Source organism: Lichenifustis flavocetrariae (assembly GCF_026130545.1).
Classification (GTDB): domain Bacteria; phylum Pseudomonadota; class Alphaproteobacteria; order Rhizobiales; family Beijerinckiaceae; genus Lichenihabitans; species Lichenihabitans flavocetrariae.
This window is the reverse complement of the sequence record NZ_JAMOIM010000001.1, coordinates 94,730-113,831: the sequence shown is the minus strand read 5'-3', so window position 1 is coordinate 113,831 and position 19,102 is coordinate 94,730. Positions and strand designations below refer to the sequence as shown.

18 protein-coding genes are annotated in these 19,102 nt (G+C 62.8%); 4 read left to right on the top strand and 14 right to left on the bottom strand.

What is annotated here, in order from left to right; all coding sequences use genetic code 11:
• Positions 1-64: 64 nt before the first annotated feature.
• From cyoD to cyoA, 4 genes are all read right to left on the bottom strand, one after another.
• Positions 65-481 carry a cytochrome o ubiquinol oxidase subunit IV gene (gene cyoD, locus M8523_RS00515; protein WP_282582863.1) on the bottom strand — a complete coding sequence of 139 codons (417 nt, stop codon included), beginning with the start codon at positions 479-481 and terminating at the stop codon, positions 65-67.
• Positions 478-1,098, bottom strand: coding sequence for a cytochrome (ubi)quinol oxidase subunit III (locus M8523_RS00510; protein ID WP_282583400.1), 621 nt, complete (start codon positions 1,096-1,098; stop codon positions 478-480). Before M8523_RS00510 ends, cyoD begins: the two co-directional genes overlap by 4 nt.
• Before the next feature lie 71 nt (positions 1,099-1,169).
• Entirely contained in the window at positions 1,170-3,173 is a 2,004-nt protein-coding gene (cyoB, locus tag M8523_RS00505; RefSeq protein WP_282582862.1) for a cytochrome o ubiquinol oxidase subunit I, read from the bottom strand.
• 2 nt (positions 3,174-3,175) lie between these two features.
• Positions 3,176-4,096: a ubiquinol oxidase subunit II gene (gene cyoA / locus M8523_RS00500; protein WP_282582861.1), complete on the bottom strand. Its 921-nt coding sequence runs from the start codon at positions 4,094-4,096 to the stop codon at positions 3,176-3,178.
• A gap of 235 nt (positions 4,097-4,331) precedes the next feature.
• Here cyoA and purH point away from each other — a divergent pair, with 235 nt between their 5' ends.
• Complete coding sequence (purH, locus tag M8523_RS00495; protein WP_282582860.1) at positions 4,332-5,915, top strand: bifunctional phosphoribosylaminoimidazolecarboxamide formyltransferase/IMP cyclohydrolase; 1,584 nt, start codon at positions 4,332-4,334, stop codon at positions 5,913-5,915.
• A 161-nt stretch (positions 5,916-6,076) separates the two neighbouring features.
• Here the strand turns inward: purH and M8523_RS00490 are convergent, their stop codons facing one another.
• From M8523_RS00490 to M8523_RS00450, 9 genes are all read right to left on the bottom strand, one after another.
• Positions 6,077-7,054 (bottom strand): type II secretion system F family protein, encoded by a 978-nt coding sequence (locus tag M8523_RS00490; protein ID WP_282582859.1) that lies wholly within the window; start codon positions 7,052-7,054, stop codon positions 6,077-6,079.
• A gap of 107 nt (positions 7,055-7,161) precedes the next feature.
• Positions 7,162-8,133: a type II secretion system F family protein gene (locus M8523_RS00485; protein ID WP_282582858.1), complete on the bottom strand. Its 972-nt coding sequence runs from the start codon at positions 8,131-8,133 to the stop codon at positions 7,162-7,164.
• A 102-nt stretch (positions 8,134-8,235) separates the two neighbouring features.
• Positions 8,236-9,669, bottom strand: a complete 1,434-nt coding sequence (locus M8523_RS00480; RefSeq protein ID WP_282582857.1) for a TadA family conjugal transfer-associated ATPase — start codon at positions 9,667-9,669, stop codon at positions 8,236-8,238.
• Between the two features lie 56 nt (positions 9,670-9,725).
• Entirely contained in the window at positions 9,726-10,994 is a 1,269-nt protein-coding gene (locus M8523_RS00475) for a CpaE/TadZ family protein (protein WP_282582856.1), read from the bottom strand.
• Complete coding sequence (locus M8523_RS00470; RefSeq protein WP_282582855.1) at positions 10,994-11,782, bottom strand: CpaD family pilus assembly protein; 789 nt, start codon at positions 11,780-11,782, stop codon at positions 10,994-10,996. Before M8523_RS00470 ends, M8523_RS00475 begins: the two co-directional genes overlap by 1 nt.
• Before the next feature lie 5 nt (positions 11,783-11,787).
• Positions 11,788-13,299 carry a type II and III secretion system protein family protein gene (locus M8523_RS00465; protein ID WP_282582854.1) on the bottom strand — a complete coding sequence of 504 codons (1,512 nt, stop codon included), beginning with the start codon at positions 13,297-13,299 and terminating at the stop codon, positions 11,788-11,790.
• Positions 13,300-13,321: 22 nt separating this feature from the next.
• Positions 13,322-14,110: a Flp pilus assembly protein CpaB gene (cpaB, locus tag M8523_RS00460; RefSeq protein WP_282582853.1), complete on the bottom strand. Its 789-nt coding sequence runs from the start codon at positions 14,108-14,110 to the stop codon at positions 13,322-13,324.
• 113 nt (positions 14,111-14,223) lie between these two features.
• Positions 14,224-14,736, bottom strand: coding sequence for an A24 family peptidase (locus tag M8523_RS00455; RefSeq protein WP_345894206.1), 513 nt, complete (start codon positions 14,734-14,736; stop codon positions 14,224-14,226).
• A 182-nt stretch (positions 14,737-14,918) separates the two neighbouring features.
• The gene (locus tag M8523_RS00450) at positions 14,919-15,083 is read right to left on the bottom strand and encodes a Flp family type IVb pilin (protein ID WP_282582852.1); all 165 of its coding nucleotides are present in this window, start codon (positions 15,081-15,083) and stop codon (positions 14,919-14,921) included.
• A gap of 326 nt (positions 15,084-15,409) precedes the next feature.
• Here M8523_RS00450 and M8523_RS00445 point away from each other — a divergent pair, with 326 nt between their 5' ends.
• The 3 genes from M8523_RS00445 to M8523_RS00435 are packed head-to-tail and all read left to right on the top strand — an operon-like array spanning position 15,410 to position 17,448.
• Positions 15,410-15,907, top strand: coding sequence for a pilus assembly protein N-terminal domain-containing protein (locus tag M8523_RS00445; protein WP_282582851.1), 498 nt, complete (start codon positions 15,410-15,412; stop codon positions 15,905-15,907).
• A 56-nt stretch (positions 15,908-15,963) separates the two neighbouring features.
• Positions 15,964-16,584, top strand: coding sequence for an HAD family hydrolase (locus M8523_RS00440; RefSeq protein WP_282582850.1), 621 nt, complete (start codon positions 15,964-15,966; stop codon positions 16,582-16,584).
• Between the two features lie 51 nt (positions 16,585-16,635).
• Positions 16,636-17,448, top strand: a complete 813-nt coding sequence (locus M8523_RS00435) for an inositol monophosphatase family protein (protein ID WP_282582849.1) — start codon at positions 16,636-16,638, stop codon at positions 17,446-17,448.
• 18 nt (positions 17,449-17,466) lie between these two features.
• Here the strand turns inward: M8523_RS00435 and M8523_RS00430 are convergent, their stop codons facing one another.
• Positions 17,467-18,960, bottom strand: a complete 1,494-nt coding sequence (locus M8523_RS00430; protein ID WP_282582848.1) for a phosphomannomutase/phosphoglucomutase — start codon at positions 18,958-18,960, stop codon at positions 17,467-17,469.
• Positions 18,961-19,102 lie beyond the last annotated feature (142 nt).

Here is a 19,102-nt window from a genome sequence, read left to right as displayed (position 1 = left end):
CCGTTGAGAAATCGGAGAGGGTGCTTTTCGGTTCCCGGTCTTCAGTTCTGATCGGCCGGTAACCTCAATGCTGCATCTGCATCATCTGGTCCATCGGGGCCATGTTGTGATTGAGATGCGACATGATCCACAGCGAGCCGCCAATGAGAAGCAGCACGATCAACACTCCAAAGGCGAGCGCCATGGCGTTGTTGAGGTTGTCGGGGGCCGTGGTGAGATGCAGGAAGAAGACGAGGTGCACGCCCATCTGAGCGATGGCAAAAACGATGAGAGCGATCGGCACGACCGGACCGTAGATGAGCCCGGTCTCGGAGATCACAAACGAACCCGCCGTCAGCAATGCCGCGAGGCCCAAGCCGATCAGGTAGTTGCGCACACCATTCGTGAGCTCGGACATTTCTTCATGCGGTTCCCCCGGGGCCTTGTCGTGGGTGCGGCCCGCCTCATGGCGGCGCTGCGAAGCGGCGGCCTGATCGCTCATGTGGTCACTCCCATGAGGTAGACGACGGTAAAGACACCCACCCAAACGATGTCGAGCGCGTGCCAGAACAGGGTGAAGCACATGGTCCGCCGGAGGATATCGTCACGAAATCCCTTGGCGAAGACCTGAGCCATCATGGTGAGGAGCCAAAGCAGACCACAGGTCACGTGCAGCCCGTGACATCCCACCAGCGTAAAGAAGGCTGAAAGAAAGGCGCTCCGGCTCGGCCCCGCGCCGCGGGAGACCAGATCCGCGAATTCCTTGAACTCCAGCCCCAGAAACATCGCACCAAGCACAGCCGTCGCCAGCATGGCGACATGGAACCACAGCTGGTTTTTCCTGAGCATCGCCAAGCTTGCCATACCGCAGGTGTAGCTCGACAGAAGCAGGCAGACGGTCTCGACGCCGACGTTGCGCCTGTCGAAGAGCTGCATGCCGGACGGCCCACCGGCCGTCGCATCTTTGAGCACGGCAAAAGCGGCAAAAAAAGCCGCGAACATGATGATGTCGGAGAGGATAAAGATCCAGAAGCCATAGCCGACCACGATCCGCTTCGGGGCAGGCCCTCCGCTGCCCCGCCCCGTCGAACCGTCGTCGCGTCCCGCGTCGCGTCCCAGCTGATAGGGGTCGCCGCCCGATCGCGACTTTTGTCCGTTGCTCTCCGGCGCCGCGAAGGTGGATGCGGAGCTCACGAGGCCACCTCCAGGGTTTCCAGGGCTCGCGCTCTCGCACGACGATTGGCTTGGTCGATGCGGGCGACGGTTTCGGCCGGGATGACATCCTCAACCCGATTGCGCCAGGCGAAGACCACGAAGGTCGCATAGGCGCCCAACAAGCCGACGATCGCCAGCCACCACATGTACCAAATGAGCGCGAAACCCACGAGTGTCGCGAAGAAGGCGCAGACGAAGCCCGTGGGGCTGTTCCGCGGCATATCGATCGGTTCGTAGTCGGGCGTATTGTCGAGATGCTGCTGTTCGTGGGCGCGCTGTTTGATGCCCCAGTAGGGTTCCTCGCCGTGCACTTCAGGCAGCACCGCGAAATTGAAGGCGGGCGGGGGCGAGGCGGTCGACCACTCCAAGGAACGCCCGTTCCAAGGGTCGCCGGTTTCGTCGCGCAACGATGCCCTTTGCCGGATGCTGACGAAGAGTTGCACGACCTGGCAGATGATCCCGGCGAGAATGATCGCCGCCCCCACTGCCGCCACGATCAGCCAAGGATGCCACGTTGGGTCGTCATAATGCTGCATGCGCCGCGTCATGCCCATCAGGCCGAGCAGATAGAGCGGCATGAACGCGACATAGAACCCGACGATCCAGCACCAGAAGGCCGCTTTGCCCCAGCCCTCATGCAATCGGAACCCGAAGGCTTTCGGGAACCAGAACGTATAGCCGGCAAATCCACCGAACAGCACGCCGCCGATGATCACATTGTGAAAATGCGCCACAAGAAACAGCGAGTTGTGCAACACGAAATCGGCCGGAGGGATCGCGAGCATCACGCCCGTCATCCCGCCGATCGTGAAGGTCACGACGAAGCCGATCGCCCAGAGCATCGGCGTGTCGAGGCGGATACGCCCGCCATACATGGTGAAGAGCCAGTTGAACACCTTCACGCCGGTCGGCACCGCGATGATCATCGTGGCGACGCCGAACACGGCATTCACGTCGCCGCCGGCCCCCATGGTGAAAAAATGATGAAGCCAGACCATGAAGGCGAGCAGGCAGATCGCCATCGTGGCCATGACCATTGAGCGGTAGCCGAACAGCGGCTTCTCGGAAAAGGTCGAGATCACCTCGGAAAAGATCCCGAAAGCCGGCAGGATGAGAATGTACACCTCCGGGTGGCCCCAGGCCCAAATGAGATTGTTGAACATCATCACGTTCCCGCCGGCCTCGTTCGTGAAGAAGTGGAAGCCGAGGTAGCGGTCGAGGATCAGCATCGCGAGGGTCGCGGTGAGAATGGGAAAAGCCGCGACGATGAGCAGGTTCGAGGCCAGCGCCGTCCAGCAGAACATCGGCATGCGCAGGTAGGTCATGCCCGGCGCCCGCATCTTCAGGATGGTGGTGACGAGATTGATGCCCGACATCAATGTGCCGACTCCTGAGATCTGCAGCGACCACAGGTAATAATCCACGCCCACACCGGGCGAGTAGGCGGTCTCCGACAAAGGCGGATAGGGCAACCACCCGGTGCGAGCGAATTCACCCACGACCAACGAGATATTCACCAGGAGCGCGCCCGTCGCGGTCAGCCAGAACGACACGGAGTTCAACGTGGGGAAGGCTACATCCCGCACCCCAAGCTGCAGCGGCAGCACGAAATTCATGAGCCCGATCATGAACGGCATGGCGACGAAGAAGATCATCAACGTGCCATGCGCCGAGAAGATCTGGTCGTAGTGTTCGGGCGGCAGATAGCCAGGCGCTTGGTAAGCGAGCGCCTGCTGGGATCGCATGAGGATCGCGTCCGAAAAGCCGCGCAACAGCATGACGAGCGCGAGTAGGGTGTACATGATGCCGACCCGCTTGTGATCGACCGACGTAATCCACTCCCGCCAAAGATAGGGAAGGTGCCCTGCGAAAACGATCCAGGCCATCACGGCCAGGAGCACGAGCCCGACCAACGCCGCCGCAATGAGCGGGATCGGCTGGTCGAGCGGGATCGCCGCGAGCGTCAGTCGTCCCAGCACGATCAGCCTCCGGCCTTGGGTGAGATTTTCGATTGTGGATCGGTCTGGTCGGGTCCCGGACCGGGCGGGATCTGCTGCGTCGCGATCCGGTCGAACAGGTCGGCCGCGACGTCGCGGAAGGTCGCGGCCGGCACGTTCATGCTTTGGCGGGCAAGAGACGTGTACGCATTTTCGTCAAGTGCCGGGCCCGACCCCCGGGCGGCTTCCACCCACGCATCGAATTCGGCCTGCGGCACCGCACGGACGGTGAAATGCATGCCGGGAAACCCGTCGCCGCTGAAGTGGCTCGACAACCCGTCGTAGGTCCCCTCATGGTCGGCCTGGAGGTTCAGCTTCTGGACCATCCCGTTCATCGTGTAGATCATGCTGCCAAGTCTCGGGATGAAGAACGCGTTCATGACGCTTGCCGAAGTCAAAGCGAACCGCACCGGCGTGCCCACGGGCACCACGAGGCTATTGATGCTCGCAACTTTCTGATCGGGCAGGATGAACAGCCATTTCCAGTCCAGCGAGACGACCTGGACATCGAGAGGCTTCTTCTCACTGGAGAGCGGCTTGCCCGGGTCGAGTTCGTGTGAGCCGAACCAAGCGATCCCGCCGAGAAACATGATGGCCATCAGGGGCACCGACCACGTCACGATCTCGATCTGCCCGGAAAAGCTCCATTCGGGCAGCCGGCGCGCCTTGGGGTTCCCGGTCCGGAACCACCAAGCGAAACCCAGGACCGCCACGATGAGGGGCACGACGATGCACAGCATGATGGCGAGCGCATTGAGCAGGATCATGCGCTCGGCCACGCCGACCGGGCCCTGAGGATCGAGAACCCGCGCCTGGCATCCGGCCAGAAGAAATCCCAACAGCCCTGCCGTTATCCGCGTGGACCAAGCCAACGCACCTCGCACCAGCAACTTGGGCAAACTCATTGCCAATCACGCATGAAGCACGACCTCGTCGAAACGTTTGCCGCACGCCTATGGTGCGACGCGGCACAGCTTATGGTAGGTGCCGGAGCGCCTTTGGAAAGGTACGCTGGCGGATCTAAGTGCCGCATCGCACCGCTGGGACGCCTTTGTCGCATCGCGTCCCTGACAAGCGTTTTCCTGCCATCGCCTTCGTGATATGGCCCGCGCGGTCCGCCCCGCCTTGAAACGAGTTCCCATGTCGCCCCGCCCGATCAAACGTGCCCTCCTGTCGGTCTCGGACAAATCGGGGTTGCAGGACTTCGCTGCCGCTCTGCATCGGGCGGGGATCGAACTTGTTTCGACGGGAGGCACCCATAGGGCGCTCGTGGAGGCGGGCCTTCCGGTGCGCGACGTGGCGGATCTGACCGGCTTCCCTGAGTTGATGGATGGGCGGTTGAAGACGCTGCACCCGAAGGTCCACGGCGGCCTTTTGGCCATCCGCGAGAACCCTGCCCATGAAGCCGCCATGCTGTCGCATGACATCGCGCCGATCGACCTGCTGGTCGTGAATCTTTATCCCTTCGAAGCCACCGTCGCCCGCCAAGCGCCCTTCGCCGAATGTATCGAGAACATCGACATCGGTGGCCCGGCCATGATCCGCGGTGCGGCCAAGAATCATGCCGACGTGACCGTCGTGGTGCATCCGGAAGACTACCAGGTCGTTCTCGATGAGATCGCTGCAAACGACGGTGCAACAACGGCCGAAACTCGGCTGAGGCTCGCCCAGAAGGCCTTCGCCCGGACCGCAACCTACGATGCGGCGATCTCCACCTGGATGATGGGGCCGGCCGGCGTCACAATGCCGATGTTCCGGGCGCTTGGCGGCGAGCGGGCCGAGGTGCTGCGCTACGGCGAAAATCCGCATCAGGCGGCTGCGTTCTACCGCACTGGCGAACGGCGCCCCGGAGTCGCGACGGCGCGACAGGTCCAGGGCAAGGCGCTCTCCTACAATAACATCGCCGACACGGATGCGGCGATCGAACTCGTGGCGGAGTTTCCTGCCGACTTCGCCGCGGTCGCGATCATCAAGCATGCCAATCCCTGCGGTGTGGCTGTCGGTGGCTCGCTGCTGGACGCCTATGCAAAGGCCTACCGCTGTGATCAGACCTCGGCCTTCGGCGGCATCGTGGCCTTGAACCGTCGGATGGATGCCGCCGTCGCCCGCGAAATCACGGCTATCTTCACAGAAGTGATCGTGGCGCCAGACGCCGACGAGGACGCAATCGCGATCGTCGCGGCCAAAAAGAACCTCCGTCTGCTCCTCACAGGATCGCTGCCGGATCCGCACGCCCCCGGTACCGTTCTGCGGACGGTCGCAGGCGGCTTCCTGGCACAGGACCGCGACGGGGCCGATGTCGCCGCGATGTCCCTTCAGGTCGTGACCAAGCGAGCACCGACCGAGCGCGAACTCGCCGATCTGAAATTCGCTTTCCGGGTCGCCAAACACGTGAAGTCGAACGCGATCGTTTTCGCGAAGGACGGCGCAACGGTCGGCATCGGAGCGGGACAGATGAGCCGTGTGGACGCAGCTCGCATCGCCGTGTTGAAAGCCGCCGATGCCGCTCGGGCGGCTGGCATCGATGAGCGGCTGACGGAAGGCTCGGTCCTCGCATCGGACGCCTTCTTTCCATTCGCGGATGGGCTCCAGGCCGCCATCGAGGCTGGCGCCACGGCCGTGATCCAGCCAGGCGGCTCGATGCGCGACGATGAAGTCGTGCGGGCCGCCGACGACGCCGGGCTCGCCATGGTGTTCACGGGATACCGCCACTTCCGGCATTAAGGAGAGCGAACGGGATCGAATTCGCGCGGCTTAATCCGAGGGCCTTGGTTCGACCGCCGGCCCGGTCGCCAGGTCGGCCTCGGCACCAAGCTGGATTGCCCCTCGCAGAAGCCAAACGATCCACTCGGATGGCAAGTCGGTCCGGGCCCGATCTCTTCCGCCTACTTCGACAGTGCCATCACCTGAATGATAGCCGGCGTGCCAATGATGGCGAACAGGACCGGCAGGAAGAACAGGATCATCGGCACGGTCAATTTCGGCGGCAGGGACGCGGCCTTCTTTTCCGCTTCCATCATGCGGGCGTCGCGACTTTCCTGCGCGAGAACCCGCAACGCCGTACCCATCGGCGTGCCGTATTGCTCGGCTTGCATCAAGGCGGACGTGACCGCCTTGATGTGTTCGGTTCCCGTGCGGGTTCCGAGATTCTCGTAGGCCTGGCGGCGATCCGAGAGGTAGGACAGCTCGGCGGCCGTCAAGGACAGTTCCTCGGCCATGGCCACCGATTCGGAACCGATTTCCTTGCCGACCTTGCGGATCGCATGCTCGATCGACATGCCGGACTCGACGCAGATCAGCAGGAGATCGAGCGTGTTGGGGAAGGCGCGCTTGATCGACGCACGCCGCTTCTGCGTGGCATTGGACAAGAAGATGTCCGGCGCCTTGATGCCAAGATAGGTCGCGAACAACACGCCCGCGATCCGGTTGATGACCGGCCAGTCCGAGCTCGATAGGACGAAAAGATAGAACGACGTCAGCCCCATCAAGAGGAGCGGCGCAACCAGTTTGAAGAACAGGAACGCGATCTCGGCCTTGTTGCCACGGAACCCCGCGGCAGCCAGTTGGGCGGGCGCCGTGTCGGTGCCGACCCACTTGCGCAGGTTCAGGTGTTCGACGACCCGCAGCATATAAGCCTTGGGCTTCTCCCGGAGCCCCTTCTTCTCGGATGCAAGGCGAGTCCGTTCGCGGGCACGGATCCGGCCACGCTCGGTGGCGATCGCCTTCATCCGCCTGTTCAAGTGATCGGCCGGCGACAAGAGCGGCATCGCGACCGTCAACACCGTCGCCATGGCAGCCACTGCGACGAGAAGCGAGAACAAGAATTGCGTGTCGCCCAGGCGTTGGGACAGATGTTCGAACATGGATGCCTTGCCAGCTCCTCTGGACCCGTCAGCAAAAATTCTTCCGCTTTGCGCGCCCTCAGCTTCAATCTTTGACCGGGCTTGCGTGGCCCCCCGCAAAAAGGTCCCTAGAAGTCGAAACTGACCATTTTCTTGATGATGAAGATGCCGAGGCTCATCCAGCACGCCGAGCCCACCATCACCATTCGCCCGGTGTCGGTCGTCCATAGCAGCGAGATATATTGCGGTGAGGTGACCCAAACCAAGCCACCGACCACGATGGGGAGCGACCCGATGATGCCCGCCGAAGCCTTCGCCTCCGAAGACATTGCTTTGATCTTGCCCTCCATCTTCTTACGTTCGCGCAAGACGCGGGACAGGTTCCCCATGGCTTCCGACAGGTTGCCGCCGGACTTCTGCTGGATGTTGATCACGAGGGTAAAGAAATTGGTCTCTGGAATAGGGATCCGTTCCGCCATGCGGTCAGTCGCCTCACCAACCCCCAATCCGATACCTTGCGCCTGGATGATGTGACGAAACTCGGAGCGCACGGGCTCCGCGGCTTCGCGCGCGATCATGCGCAGGCAGTCACCCAGCGGCAGGCCGGCCTTGACACCGCGGGTGATCATGTCGAGCGCGTCCGGGAAGGCGAGACGGAATTGCTTGAACCGCTTGTCGCGGAGGTAGGAAAGAACCCATCGGGGAAGACCGAAAGCCCCGCTCGCCGCACTCGCGGCCGCGATCAGCGGAGAGCCGTTGATGACCATTGCGGCGCCACCAAGTGCCAGACCGAGCAGTCCCGAAATGATCCAGTAACGCTGCCGGGTCCACTCCAGACCTGCCTGGGCGATGCGGGTCTCCAGGGTGAGCGACTTGGCGGCAGTGCGGTTCTCGAGGTCCTTCAGGCTGTCGCTGACCTGCTTTCGGCGCGCGTTGGGATCCCGCAACTCATGCGCCGACTGCCGTATGGGGCGCGCCTGGATCGTTTTTTGCCGCTGCTCCGCCTTCGACTCGGAGAACAATCCCGGGAACGCGACGAGGACCATTGCAATCGTGGCGACGCAGCCGAGCGTGACGCTTATCAGGACTTGCTGATCCATGAGCCCTTTGCATCTCGCACAGTCAACAATTGATGTGATTCTAGGCCATCACGGTAAACACCAGCTTTCCGCTCTGCGGCAGATGACGTGAATTGCGGTCTTCTAAGCGGTCTCGAAATGATCGAGCGCAGCCGCAAGGCGCTGCTCCTCGCCATAGTATCGGGCGCGCTCCCAGAAGCGCGGGCGGCCAATACCGGTCGATCGGTGCACCCCTTTGACGTTGCCTTGCGCATCCTCGCCGACGATGTCGTAGAGGAGAAGGTCCTGGGTCGTGATCACGTCGCCTTCCATGCCCATCACCTCGGTGATGTGAGTGATGCGACGTGACCCGTCGCGCAGGCGTGCCGCTTGAATCACGATGTCGACCGAGGTGACGATCATTTCGCGGATGGTCCGGGACGGCAGCGAAAAGCCGCCCATGGTGATCATCGACTCAAGGCGGCTCAGCGCTTCGCGGGGCGAGTTCGCGTGGAGGGTCCCCATTGAGCCATCGTGACCGGTGTTCATGGCTTGCAGAAGATCGAATGCTTCAGGACCACGCACCTCGCCGACGATGATCCGCTCGGGACGCATGCGCAGGCAATTCTTGACAAGGTCGCGCATCGTGACCGAGCCGGTGCCTTCAAGGTTCGGCGGCCGCGTCTCGAGTCGTACGACATGGGGCTGCTGAAGCTGCAGTTCGGCCGCGTCCTCACAGGTGATCACGCGCTCATCGTGGTCGATGTAGTTCGTCACACAATTGAGCAGCGTCGTCTTGCCAGATCCGGTGCCGCCTGAGATCAGCACATTGCAGCGGACACGGCCGATGATCTTCAGAATCTCGGCACCCTGCGGCGAAATCGCGCCGAACTTGGTCAATTGATCGAGGGTCAGCTTATCCTTCTTGAATTTGCGGATCGTCAGCGCCGGCCCGTCGATTGCGAGGGGTGGAGCGATGACATTGACGCGGGAGCCGTCCATCAGACGAGCGTCGCAGATGGGTGAGGATTCATCCACGCGTCGTCCGATCTGGCTGACGATGCGCTGGCAAATGTTCATCAGTTGCGCGTTGTCGCGGAACCGTACATTGGTCAGCTGGATCTTCCCCTTGACCTCGATGTAGGTCCGCATGGCGCCATTCACCATGATGTCGGCGATGTCGTCGCGGGCCAGCAACGGGTCGAGAGGCCCGTAGCCGAGAACGTCGTTACAGATATCGTCGAGATAGTCTTCCTGCTCGGCGATCGACAGAACCAGGTTTTTGATCGCGATGATCTCGTTGACGATGTCGCGGATTTCCTCGCGCGCGCTGTCAACGTCGAGGCTTGTCAATTGAGAGAGGTCGATCGCTTCGAGCAAAGCCGAAAAGATCATGCTCTTGGTCTGATAATAGTCAGCCGAGCGCACGGGTTCGGTCGAGACAATCGGCTCGGCGCTTGTCGATGCCGGGCGCGGAGTCGACTTCGCGGTCAGGCGTTCGACCGGCGCCTTTGGCGAAGTATTTATCGGCTGAACGGCAGCCGGGGCGGAAGGACCGAGAGCGCGTTTCCCAAACATTGTCGCCTATCGCTCCGTTGCCGACGTCAAGGCGCGTGTTTGTCGGGGTCGAGACGTCACGAGGCGTATTTTCCGTAGAGTTTGCTCATGAAGGGCGACAGTAACTTTCGCTTGGCTTTTCGGGCCTCGATCCGACCCGAGATCCTGCGGGCCAGATCCACGAAGGTGCCGGCGATCTTGTGGCCGGCCTCGACTTCGCCGATCATCTGGCCGTTGTTGGCGGCCGTGCCGAACAGCTTGGCTTCAAACGGGATCGTGGCGAGAGGCTGCAACTCCACAGCCTTGGCAAAATCCGCGACCGCGATCTCGGGCCGCTTCAACATGCCAACCCCGTTCATCACAAGTCGAGGAGGTGCATCATGTGAGCGGGCCGCTCGCAACAGGTCGACCATATTTTTGGCATTGCGCAGATTGGCGAGATCGGGCGCCGCGACCAGCACCACGTCGTCCGCGGCAGTCAGCGCACGACGGGCCCAGGCCGTCCATTGATGCGGCACATCGAGGACCACGCAGGGCACGGAGCCGCGCAGAATGTCGAACAGGCCGTCGAACGCGGTGTCTTGTAGATCGTACAACTGGTCCAGCGAGGCCGGTGCCGAGAGCAGGCTGAGCCGGTCGGTGCATTTGGACAGAAGGCGATCGACGAGATTGCTGTCGAGCCGGTCGGGCGCGAAGATCGCGTCGGCGATGCTCTGTGGCGGGTCCTGGTTGAAATTGAGGCTGGCGGTGCCGAAGGCAAGATCGAGGTCGACGATCACGGTCGCGACGTCGAGCTCGCGTGAAATCGCCCAGGCCATGTTGTGCGCGACCGTGGACGCTCCACATCCCCCTTTACAGCCGACGACCGCAATGACCCGACCGACCGGTGCCGCCGTCGGATGCGTGTACAAGTGAGAGATCGCCCGAACAAGATCGAGCACCTGGATCGGGGCGACGAGATAGTCGCTCACCCCGCGCGCCATCAATTCCCGATACAGCACGATGTCGTTGAGATGGCCGACGATCATCACCTTGGTGCCGGCGTCGCAGCATTCGGCGAGGGATTCCAGAAAGCCGAGAAGCTCCGATCGTTCGGCACTGCTTTCGATCACGATGAGGTTCGGAGTGGGCGCTTCGCGGTAGGCTTCGGCCGCCGCGGCGGCGCCCCCCGTGTGGACCTTGACGTGCGCTCTGGACATGCGGCGCTCGCCAGCAGCCTCGTGCACCAAAGCCGCCATGTCGGCTGTCTCGCAAAAGGCCTGAATCGAAATGCGCGGCACGGCCGCAATCTGATTCAGCCGCTCGGACGCGGCCTCCTGCGGTGTGTCGGTGGAAGCGCCGCGCATCAGAATTGCCCAGCCGGCCCGATCGGGATCGGGTTGTTGGTCCAGATCGTACTGGGGTCCACACCCGTGACCGTCGAAGTTCCACGGAGCGATTGGATGGCCCGCGTCCTCAATTGCACATCCGTTGGGTCGAGAGCCCGCGGCTTCACGAGGTCACGAGGATCGGCGATCTGGGCCGCGAGCGTCTGCTGGTTGGCGCAGCCGAAATTGTAGTAGCTGCTGTTGTTCCATGTCGCGAGCGTCGCCCCTGACCCGAGATCGTCAGGCCACTCCCCGCAACGCGTGGTGGGACGTGCTTGCAACGCGGCGTAGGAGAGGTGCAGCGGCGACGCGATGGCAGGATCCCGCACAGGGTAGGCCGAGAGGCTCACGCGACCCTTGACGCCGATCTGTAACAGCGCCCGGCGGACCGCCGTCAACGTCCGCTCCGCCGCCGCATGGTCGACCGCCCCCTCCGGGATCGCGATCTGCAGGCCGCTTTGCCCCTCAGCCAAATAGCTCCGCGCAAAAGCTTCGAGCTGGCGCGCCTGAGGCACATCCAGTTGACCGGTGGGGCCGACGAAGAAAATGTCGAGGCGCTGCGGCGCATTGGCGAGCACGACAGGATGGCGGAGGCGATAATCCTCCGAGACCGGCATCGTGGCGACCGCCCGGTCGACCGGACTGGAGCAGCCCGCGGACGCCAAAGTCCCGGCCAACACCAGGAGTAGCGCCAGCGGGCGCGCGACAGCAGAACCCCGGAGGGAAGCGGGAGCCGACATGGGTGCGATCTCGATCGGAGCGGTCATGGGCATCAATCGGTAATGAAGCCGACGCGCCCGCGGAAATTGCGGATGAGTTCGGGGTTGTCGGCTGTCGAATAGATGCGATTGATCCGGCCCAGGAACCACGCCTGCGGGTCGGTGGCGTCGGCGAGGCCGTCGTCCGGCCGCGTGACCTGATCGGCTCGCAGGGTCTTGGCGATATAGGGCGTGACGACGATCATCAGTTCGGACTCGTCGCGCTGGTAATCGCGTGAGCGGAACAGAGTCCCGAGGATCGGCAGGTTCATCAGCCCCGGAATGCCGGCGATCGCCTGTTTGCTCGACTGCTGGATCAATCCGGCGGTGACGATCGAGCCGCCGGAAGGAAGCTCGACCGTCGTCTCATGGGTGCGCGTGCGGAAACCGACCTGATTGGAACAGGCGCTTTGAACCACATGCGTGCCGTCGGGCTCGGTCACTTCTGTCGCGAGGTGGAGAGAGATACGCCCTTCCGACAAAACCGTGGGGGTGAAATTGAGCGTGACGCCGTAGTTTTGCAGCGTTGTCGTGACGGTGCACTTGCCCGTGGTCGTGTCGATGGTGCTGCTGTTCGCCACCGGAATGCTGCCACCCGCTGTGAACTTGGCACTTTCGCCGGAGATCGCCGTCACGGTCGGCTCCGCCAGGACGTGGGCGACGCCGTTCCGCTCAAAAGCATCGATCGTCGAATTGAGGTGACCCGCCTTCATCAATTCAGCCCCACCTTGATTGAAGAGAGGGCTAAGACTTGGCTGCTGGCTGCTTATGAACTTCTGTCCGGCATTCGACCAATTTCCGGTGATCGACACGCCCAGTTGCTTCAGCACCGCGCGCTGGACCTCGACTACCTGGACTTTCAGCATCACCTGGTCGCGCTCGCGGATCACGAGGGCGTTGATCAGCTTGCCGCTGACCACCTGCGTGCTGCCGAAGGAGACGCTGCTGCCACTTCCACTGCCGCTCGAAGCCGAGCCGCCGCCAACGGCCGTGTAGTTCACGAAGGCATTGGCGATATCCTGCGCCTTCTGCGCATCCACGGCTGACTGCACTTCTCCGGTCAGAATGATGGTGTCGTCGACGGTCTGGACCCGAATGTCGTTGCCCGGCAGCGCCGTCCGATAGATGGCGCTGAGCTCGCTCGTGTCGCGGCCCACCGTGAGTTCAAGAGTCGCGATCTGGTGCCCGGCCTTGTCGAGCGCGAAAATCGTGGTCTGACCATTCGCGACGCCCATGATGAACATCTTGTGGGCCGAGCGCACCACGGCATTGGCGACGGCTGGGTTGCCGATGAAAATCTCCGACGCCTCGCCGGGCAGGTCGACGATCGAAGACTTGCCAACCGCCATCGTCAGCCGTCGTGTCGGCCGGGACGGATCAATCTGAATGAAGGGCGGCGCCGGGATCGAGGCCTGTTCAGGTCCTTGCTGGATCACCGGCTGACTCATGGCTGGCCCGCAGGGCGACGCCAACAGGCTGAGCCCCGCGACGGCCTGGATTAGGCGGCGAGCTTGAAGCGTGCCCATCCGCTCGATGCGGCGACAGGACCTAGTGCGTTGCGCCATCGGCCTCAACCCCAAAGCGGATCACAGTTGTCCTTCCGTCGGCAACCCTGGCCGGATCTCCCGTCTGCGCCGCGTCGAGCATGCTGCGCAACGTCAACGAGAGCTGGCCGGTGCGCTGTGCCAGCACCACGGTTTCAGCCTGAACGGGATCGAGTTCCAACGTGGCGGTCGAACCTGTGACGACCGTCTGCCCGTTCTTGTCCTCGACGCTCTGCCCGATGGCGAGCACCCGGATGTTGGTCAGCAATGTTTCCGTGACATAGGTCTCCGACGCCCCCGGCGCCGCGGAGGCTTTCACAGTGCGGAGCACGTCGACCCGATCGTTGGGGAGGACAAAACCGCCGGCAGAGGTCGACCCCTGCATATCGATGGTGATGGCGACGGCGCGCTTGCCGCTGGGCAGCACGGCCGACAGGAATCCCGAATTGGCACCCTTGATGAGGCGTTCCCGGCGGATTGGCTCACCCGGATAGAATGCGGCGCGAACGATGGATCCGGCGATATCGGCCATCGCCTTGTCGTCGCGATGGATCATGAAGGGAGCCACCGCCTCTTTGGGCCATGCCTGCCACGACAGGTCCGCCGGCGTCAGGATCTTGCCGAGCGGGAGATCCCGGGCCGCAACCATCACCTGGTCGGTCGGAACGGGGGCCAGGGTGGGAGCCGCAGCCTGCGAGACGACGGGAGCCGGTTTCGGTGCCATGGCAAGCATCAAGGCTCCGCCAGCGGCCGCGACTCCGAGCACCAGGACAGCAATGCGGATTGGATTCATAGAATTGACTTCGCGAGAACCCCGAACGGGATCTGCAGCGAAGCTAGGCCAACAACGTCAAAGCATGGTTAACAAGTCACTGGAGCCGGAATGCTCGACGGTGTGCCAAAGCCTCACACAAGCCCCATCACGTTTTGCCACAGGCGGGTGTCGGGATAGATCACGAGTCCGGCGACCGCGAGAGCCACCCCGTAAGGCACTCCATTGTGCTTTTCGTGAAGTCGCATCAGCCATGCCTGCCGGCAGCAGAATTCCGGCAGGGCGAGCCGCCGGAACTGGAGAATAAGCAGTGTCAGGCCGGCTCCCAGCAAGGATGTGAGAAGCCCGTAGTCGCCGAGATGCGACCAGCCCAGCCACACGGCCGTCGCGGCCGCGAGTTTGGCGTCTCCGCCGCCAATCCATCCGAATGCAAAGAGCGTAAAGGTCAGAAGCAGGACGGCGGCCCCGCAGGCGAGGTGATCAAGACCGATCACGGCCACCGGCAGGCCGGCCAGCAGGGCCAGCACGACGAAACCGACCACCAGCAAAACCGAAAGCCGGTTCGCGATGGTCATGGTCAGCACATCGGAGATGGCCGCATAGGCCATCAGCAGAGGAAAGAACGTGAGTGTGGGCAGATCGAGCACGGGACCGCATCCGTTCGCGAGGACCGCCTTGCCGCATGGCGCGAGCCTGCGCAGGCGGATCCACCCTGGCAGGCAAAGTTCAACAAGTCTTCAAAGGTGACATTCCCCCTTGTGCCAAAGTCACGGGCGCAACCCGGCCATTGTTCGGAGATCTCGACCGCTCGATGCCGGCTTCCGTCAGCTTAGTTCAGGCCGCTGGAGATGGCGTTGAATTTGGTATTGAGCTTGGTCCCGATCGAGGTCAGGGCCGCGATGATGACGACGCTGATCAATCCGGCAATCAATCCATATTCGATGGCCGTCGCTCCGGACTCGTTTCCGATAAAGCGTGTAACAAGATTCTTCATGACACTCTCCGACAGCACAAATCCACAAGGCCATCGCTCTTGCGAATGACCGGAATCTAAGGCGGCCCGATTGCGGGGGTATTAACGCCATCGTCGACTTCGGGGGTTAGCGCCGAAGTGGTGATCTCAGCGTAAATTTCAGCCTAAAGGGATCGATCCGCTTTAGCTTTATTTGCGCACACTTCTTCCCTGCGGACCCTGACAGCCGCTCCGTTTCGCGCCGCACACGGTTGCCGCCATTAGGTCAAATTCGTCGATGTCAGAACTTATTCACCCTTTTGCGAAAGAATACGCGAGGCGCCGGGTCACGCGCCGGGGTTCCTGTAATGTCGCCGGTTACTGAACAGTCGAAATCATCCAAACTGGTCGCCACGGGCCGCATGGCGATCGCGCTGGCGATGATGTTGGGGTGCCTTTCACCTGCCTGGGCAGACGGCTCAAGCGATCGTGTCTTCGTCTCGCTCGACAAGGCTAAGTTGATCAAGCTTCCTGCCAATGTCGAGACGGTGGTGGTGGGCAACCCGAGCATCGCGGACGTGACCCTGATGAAGAAGACCGGCCTGATGATCGTCACAGGCAAGGGTTTCGGTGAGACCAACATCATCCTCCTCGATCCAACCGGTCAGGCTCTTTCGGAGGCGATCGTGACGGTCAGGACCGGCCAGAGCACGATCACGGTTCAGCGCGGGATGGATCGCGAATCTTATTCCTGCGCGCCCCGCTGCGAGCCGGCCGTCGCGCTCGGCGACGCCACCAAGTTCCTGGCCGATACCTCCGCTCAGATCACCTCGCGCAACGGGCTGGTCATGCCGGGCCAACACTGAACCAGGGCCGTTCCGGCAGGAGACGCGTCCGCGACGGTGTGCTATCGGGTTCCGCCATGGCATCTTCGTCTCCGACCATCGTGGTATTCGACATCGGCAACGTGCTGATCGAATGGGACCCGAAGCACCTCTACGCGTCCGTCTTCCCGAACCGGCCGGGGGCGATGCAGTGGTTTCTCGACACGATCTGCACGCCGGCCTGGAACCTCGAACAAGATGGCGGGCGAACCTGGGCCGATGGCGTCGGCACCCTCGTCGCCCAATTTCCGGAATGGCGCGCCGAGATCGAAGCCTATGACCGGCGCTGGCATGAGATGATCCCGCGCACGATCGAGGGCACGGTGGGGATCCTCGAACGGCTCAAGCAAGCCGGGACCAAAGTCTACGCCATCACGAATTTCTCGACCGAAAAATACCGCGAGAGTTTTGCGCGCTTTACGTTCCTGGCCTGGTTCGACGGCGTCGTGGTGTCAGGGGACGAGCGTCTCCTCAAGCCGCACGCCCCGATCTTCGCGCTTCTCTGCGAGCGCTACCGTCTGAAGGCGTCCGACTGCGTCTTCATCGATGACAATCAGGACAATGTCGACGGGGCGCGACGAAGCGGCATGGCCGCGATCCATTTCACCGGGCCGGCGGATCTGCGCAAAGCGCTCCAGAGCTACGGGCTACCGGCCTGATTCGCAGGCCTTGCCGTCGACCCGCACCGCCACCGAGGAACGACCTCTCCCATGTTCTCAGACCTGACTGGCCGCCGTGCGGTCGCCACCGATGCCGCGCGTCGCGCCGGCGAGCACCTCAAGTTCCTCTACGCCGACCGAGGTGCCCTCGTTGTCGAGCAAAAGGGGCTGAACGATTTCGTGTCTCGCGCCGACCGGGAAGCCGAGGCGATCATCAAGACCTGTCTCGGCGAGGCTTTTCCGGACGACGGCTTCATCGGAGAGGAAACCGGCCAATCGGGTGCCTCGCGTGCGCGGGTCGTTTGGGTCGTCGATCCACTCGACGGCACCACCAATTTTCTGAAAGGCACGCACAATTGGTGCGTTTCGATCGGTCTCGTCGTGGATGACACCATCGTGGGCGGCGTGATCTACGATCCGCTCCGCGACGAAATATTCGAGGGCTTCGAAAGCCAGGGCACCCGTGTCAACGGCCGTGCCGTTGAGGTCAGCTCGGTCGCCGACCCAGGCAACGGCATCATCGCGCTGGGCTACAATGCGCGGATCGGCGCCGCGCGATTTGCGGGCGACACGCAGGCGTTGCTGGCCACGGGCCTGAATTTTCGCCAACTCGGCGCCGGTGCGCTGATGCTTGCCTATGTGGCGGCCGGCCGGATCGACGCCTATTTCGAACGGCACATGTGGCCCTGGGATGCGGTCGCGGGCCTTGCGCTGATCAAGGAAGCGGGCGGCCTGCAGGCCGACTACCCGGCCGGTCCCGATATCCTTGCGGGAAGCGGCGTGCTCGCGGCCAACCCTGCCCTGTATCCGCTTCTCAAAGACGTCCTGGGCGGCGGCCCCGATCCTTGGATGGTCGAGGCCTGAACCGGACCGGTTCGAGCGTCAGATCGTCTGGTTGTAGGCGCCCACCTCGCCGCCTTCGCGCATCACGCTATCGACGGCCGCGAACATCGCCCGCATCCGGGCCTCGGACACCGGGCTCTCGACCACCACCACGAGTTCGGGCTTGTTCGACGAGGCCCGGACGAGGCCCCAGGTGCCATCGGCAGCCGTGACCCTGATGCCGTTGACGGTGTTGAGGTCCCGGATCGGCTGCCCGGCGAACTCCGCGCCGTCGGCCGCCATGGTTTTAATGCGGGCCACGACGCGATCGACCACGCCATATTTCACCTCGTCGGCGCAATGGGGCGACATGGTGGGCGAGCCCCAGGTCTTGGGCATGTCGCGATAGAGGTCCGCCATGCTCTTCGTCGGATTCCGGTCCAGCATGTCGAGCACGTGGATAGCCGTGAGCAGGCCATCGTCATAGCCGCGGCCGACCGGCGTGTTGAAGAAGAAGTGGCCGGATTTCTCAAAACCGGCGAGCGCCTTCAAGTCCGACACGCGCCGTTTGATGTAGGAATGGCCGGTCTTCCAGTAGTCGGCCTTGACGCCTTGCTGGTTCAGCACGGGGTCGGTCGCGAAGAGGCCCGTCGATTTCACGTCCACCACGAAGGTTGAACCGGGATAGAGCTTCGACAGGTCGCGGGCCAGCATGACCCCGATCTTGTCAGCGAAGATCTCGTGGCCCTCATTGTCCACCACACCGCAGCGATCGCCGTCGCCATCGAATCCGAGCCCGACATCGGCGCCGGTCTGCCGCACCGCCTCGGCCATCGCCTCCAGCATGTGGAGGTCCTCAGGGTTCGGGTTGTAGCGCGGGAAGTTGAAATCCGCTTCGACGTCGAGCGGCACAACCTCACAGCCGAGGGCTTCGAGGATGCGCGGCGCGAAGGCGCCCGCCGTGCCGTTGCCGCAGGCCGCCACGACCTTCAGCTTGCGGGTGAGCTTCGGGCGGTTGGTCAGATCGGCGGCATAGAGGTCGGCGAAATTCTCGACGTAGTGGTAGCTGCCACCCGGTGCGGTGCGTCCGCGCCCTTCAAGGACGATCGACTTCAACCGCCCCATCTCGTCCGGCCCGAAGGTGACGGGGCGCTGTGCCCCCATCTTCACCCCGGTCCAGCCATTGTCATTGTGCGAAGCCGTGACCATGGCCACAGCCGGCACATCGAGCGCGAACTGGGCGAAATAGGCCATGGGCGAAAGTGCCATGCCAATATCGTGGACCTTCACACCCGCGGCCATCAGGCCGCACACCAGGGCGTATTTGATCGACGACGAATAGGCCCGGAAATCGTGGCCGGTCACCACCTCGGGCGGCACGCCCATCTCGTGCAGCAAGGTCCCGAGCCCGACCCCGAGCGCCTGCACGCCCATCAGGTTGAGCTCGGAGCCGAACAACCAGCGCGCGTCATATTCGCGGAAGCCCGTCGGCTTGACCAAGGGCTGTTGCTCGTAGGCAAAACTATTGGGCGTCAGTCCGGAAACAGGCGTCATGCACGACCTTCGAGCTGGAGGACGAAAGCTGCGTCCGGCTGGATGAATGCCGGATCGTCGACGAAAGTCATGACGACAAGCTGGGCAGGGGTCAACGCCCTCGCATCGAGGTTCGCGTGCAAGTTGTAGAACGCCGTGCAGC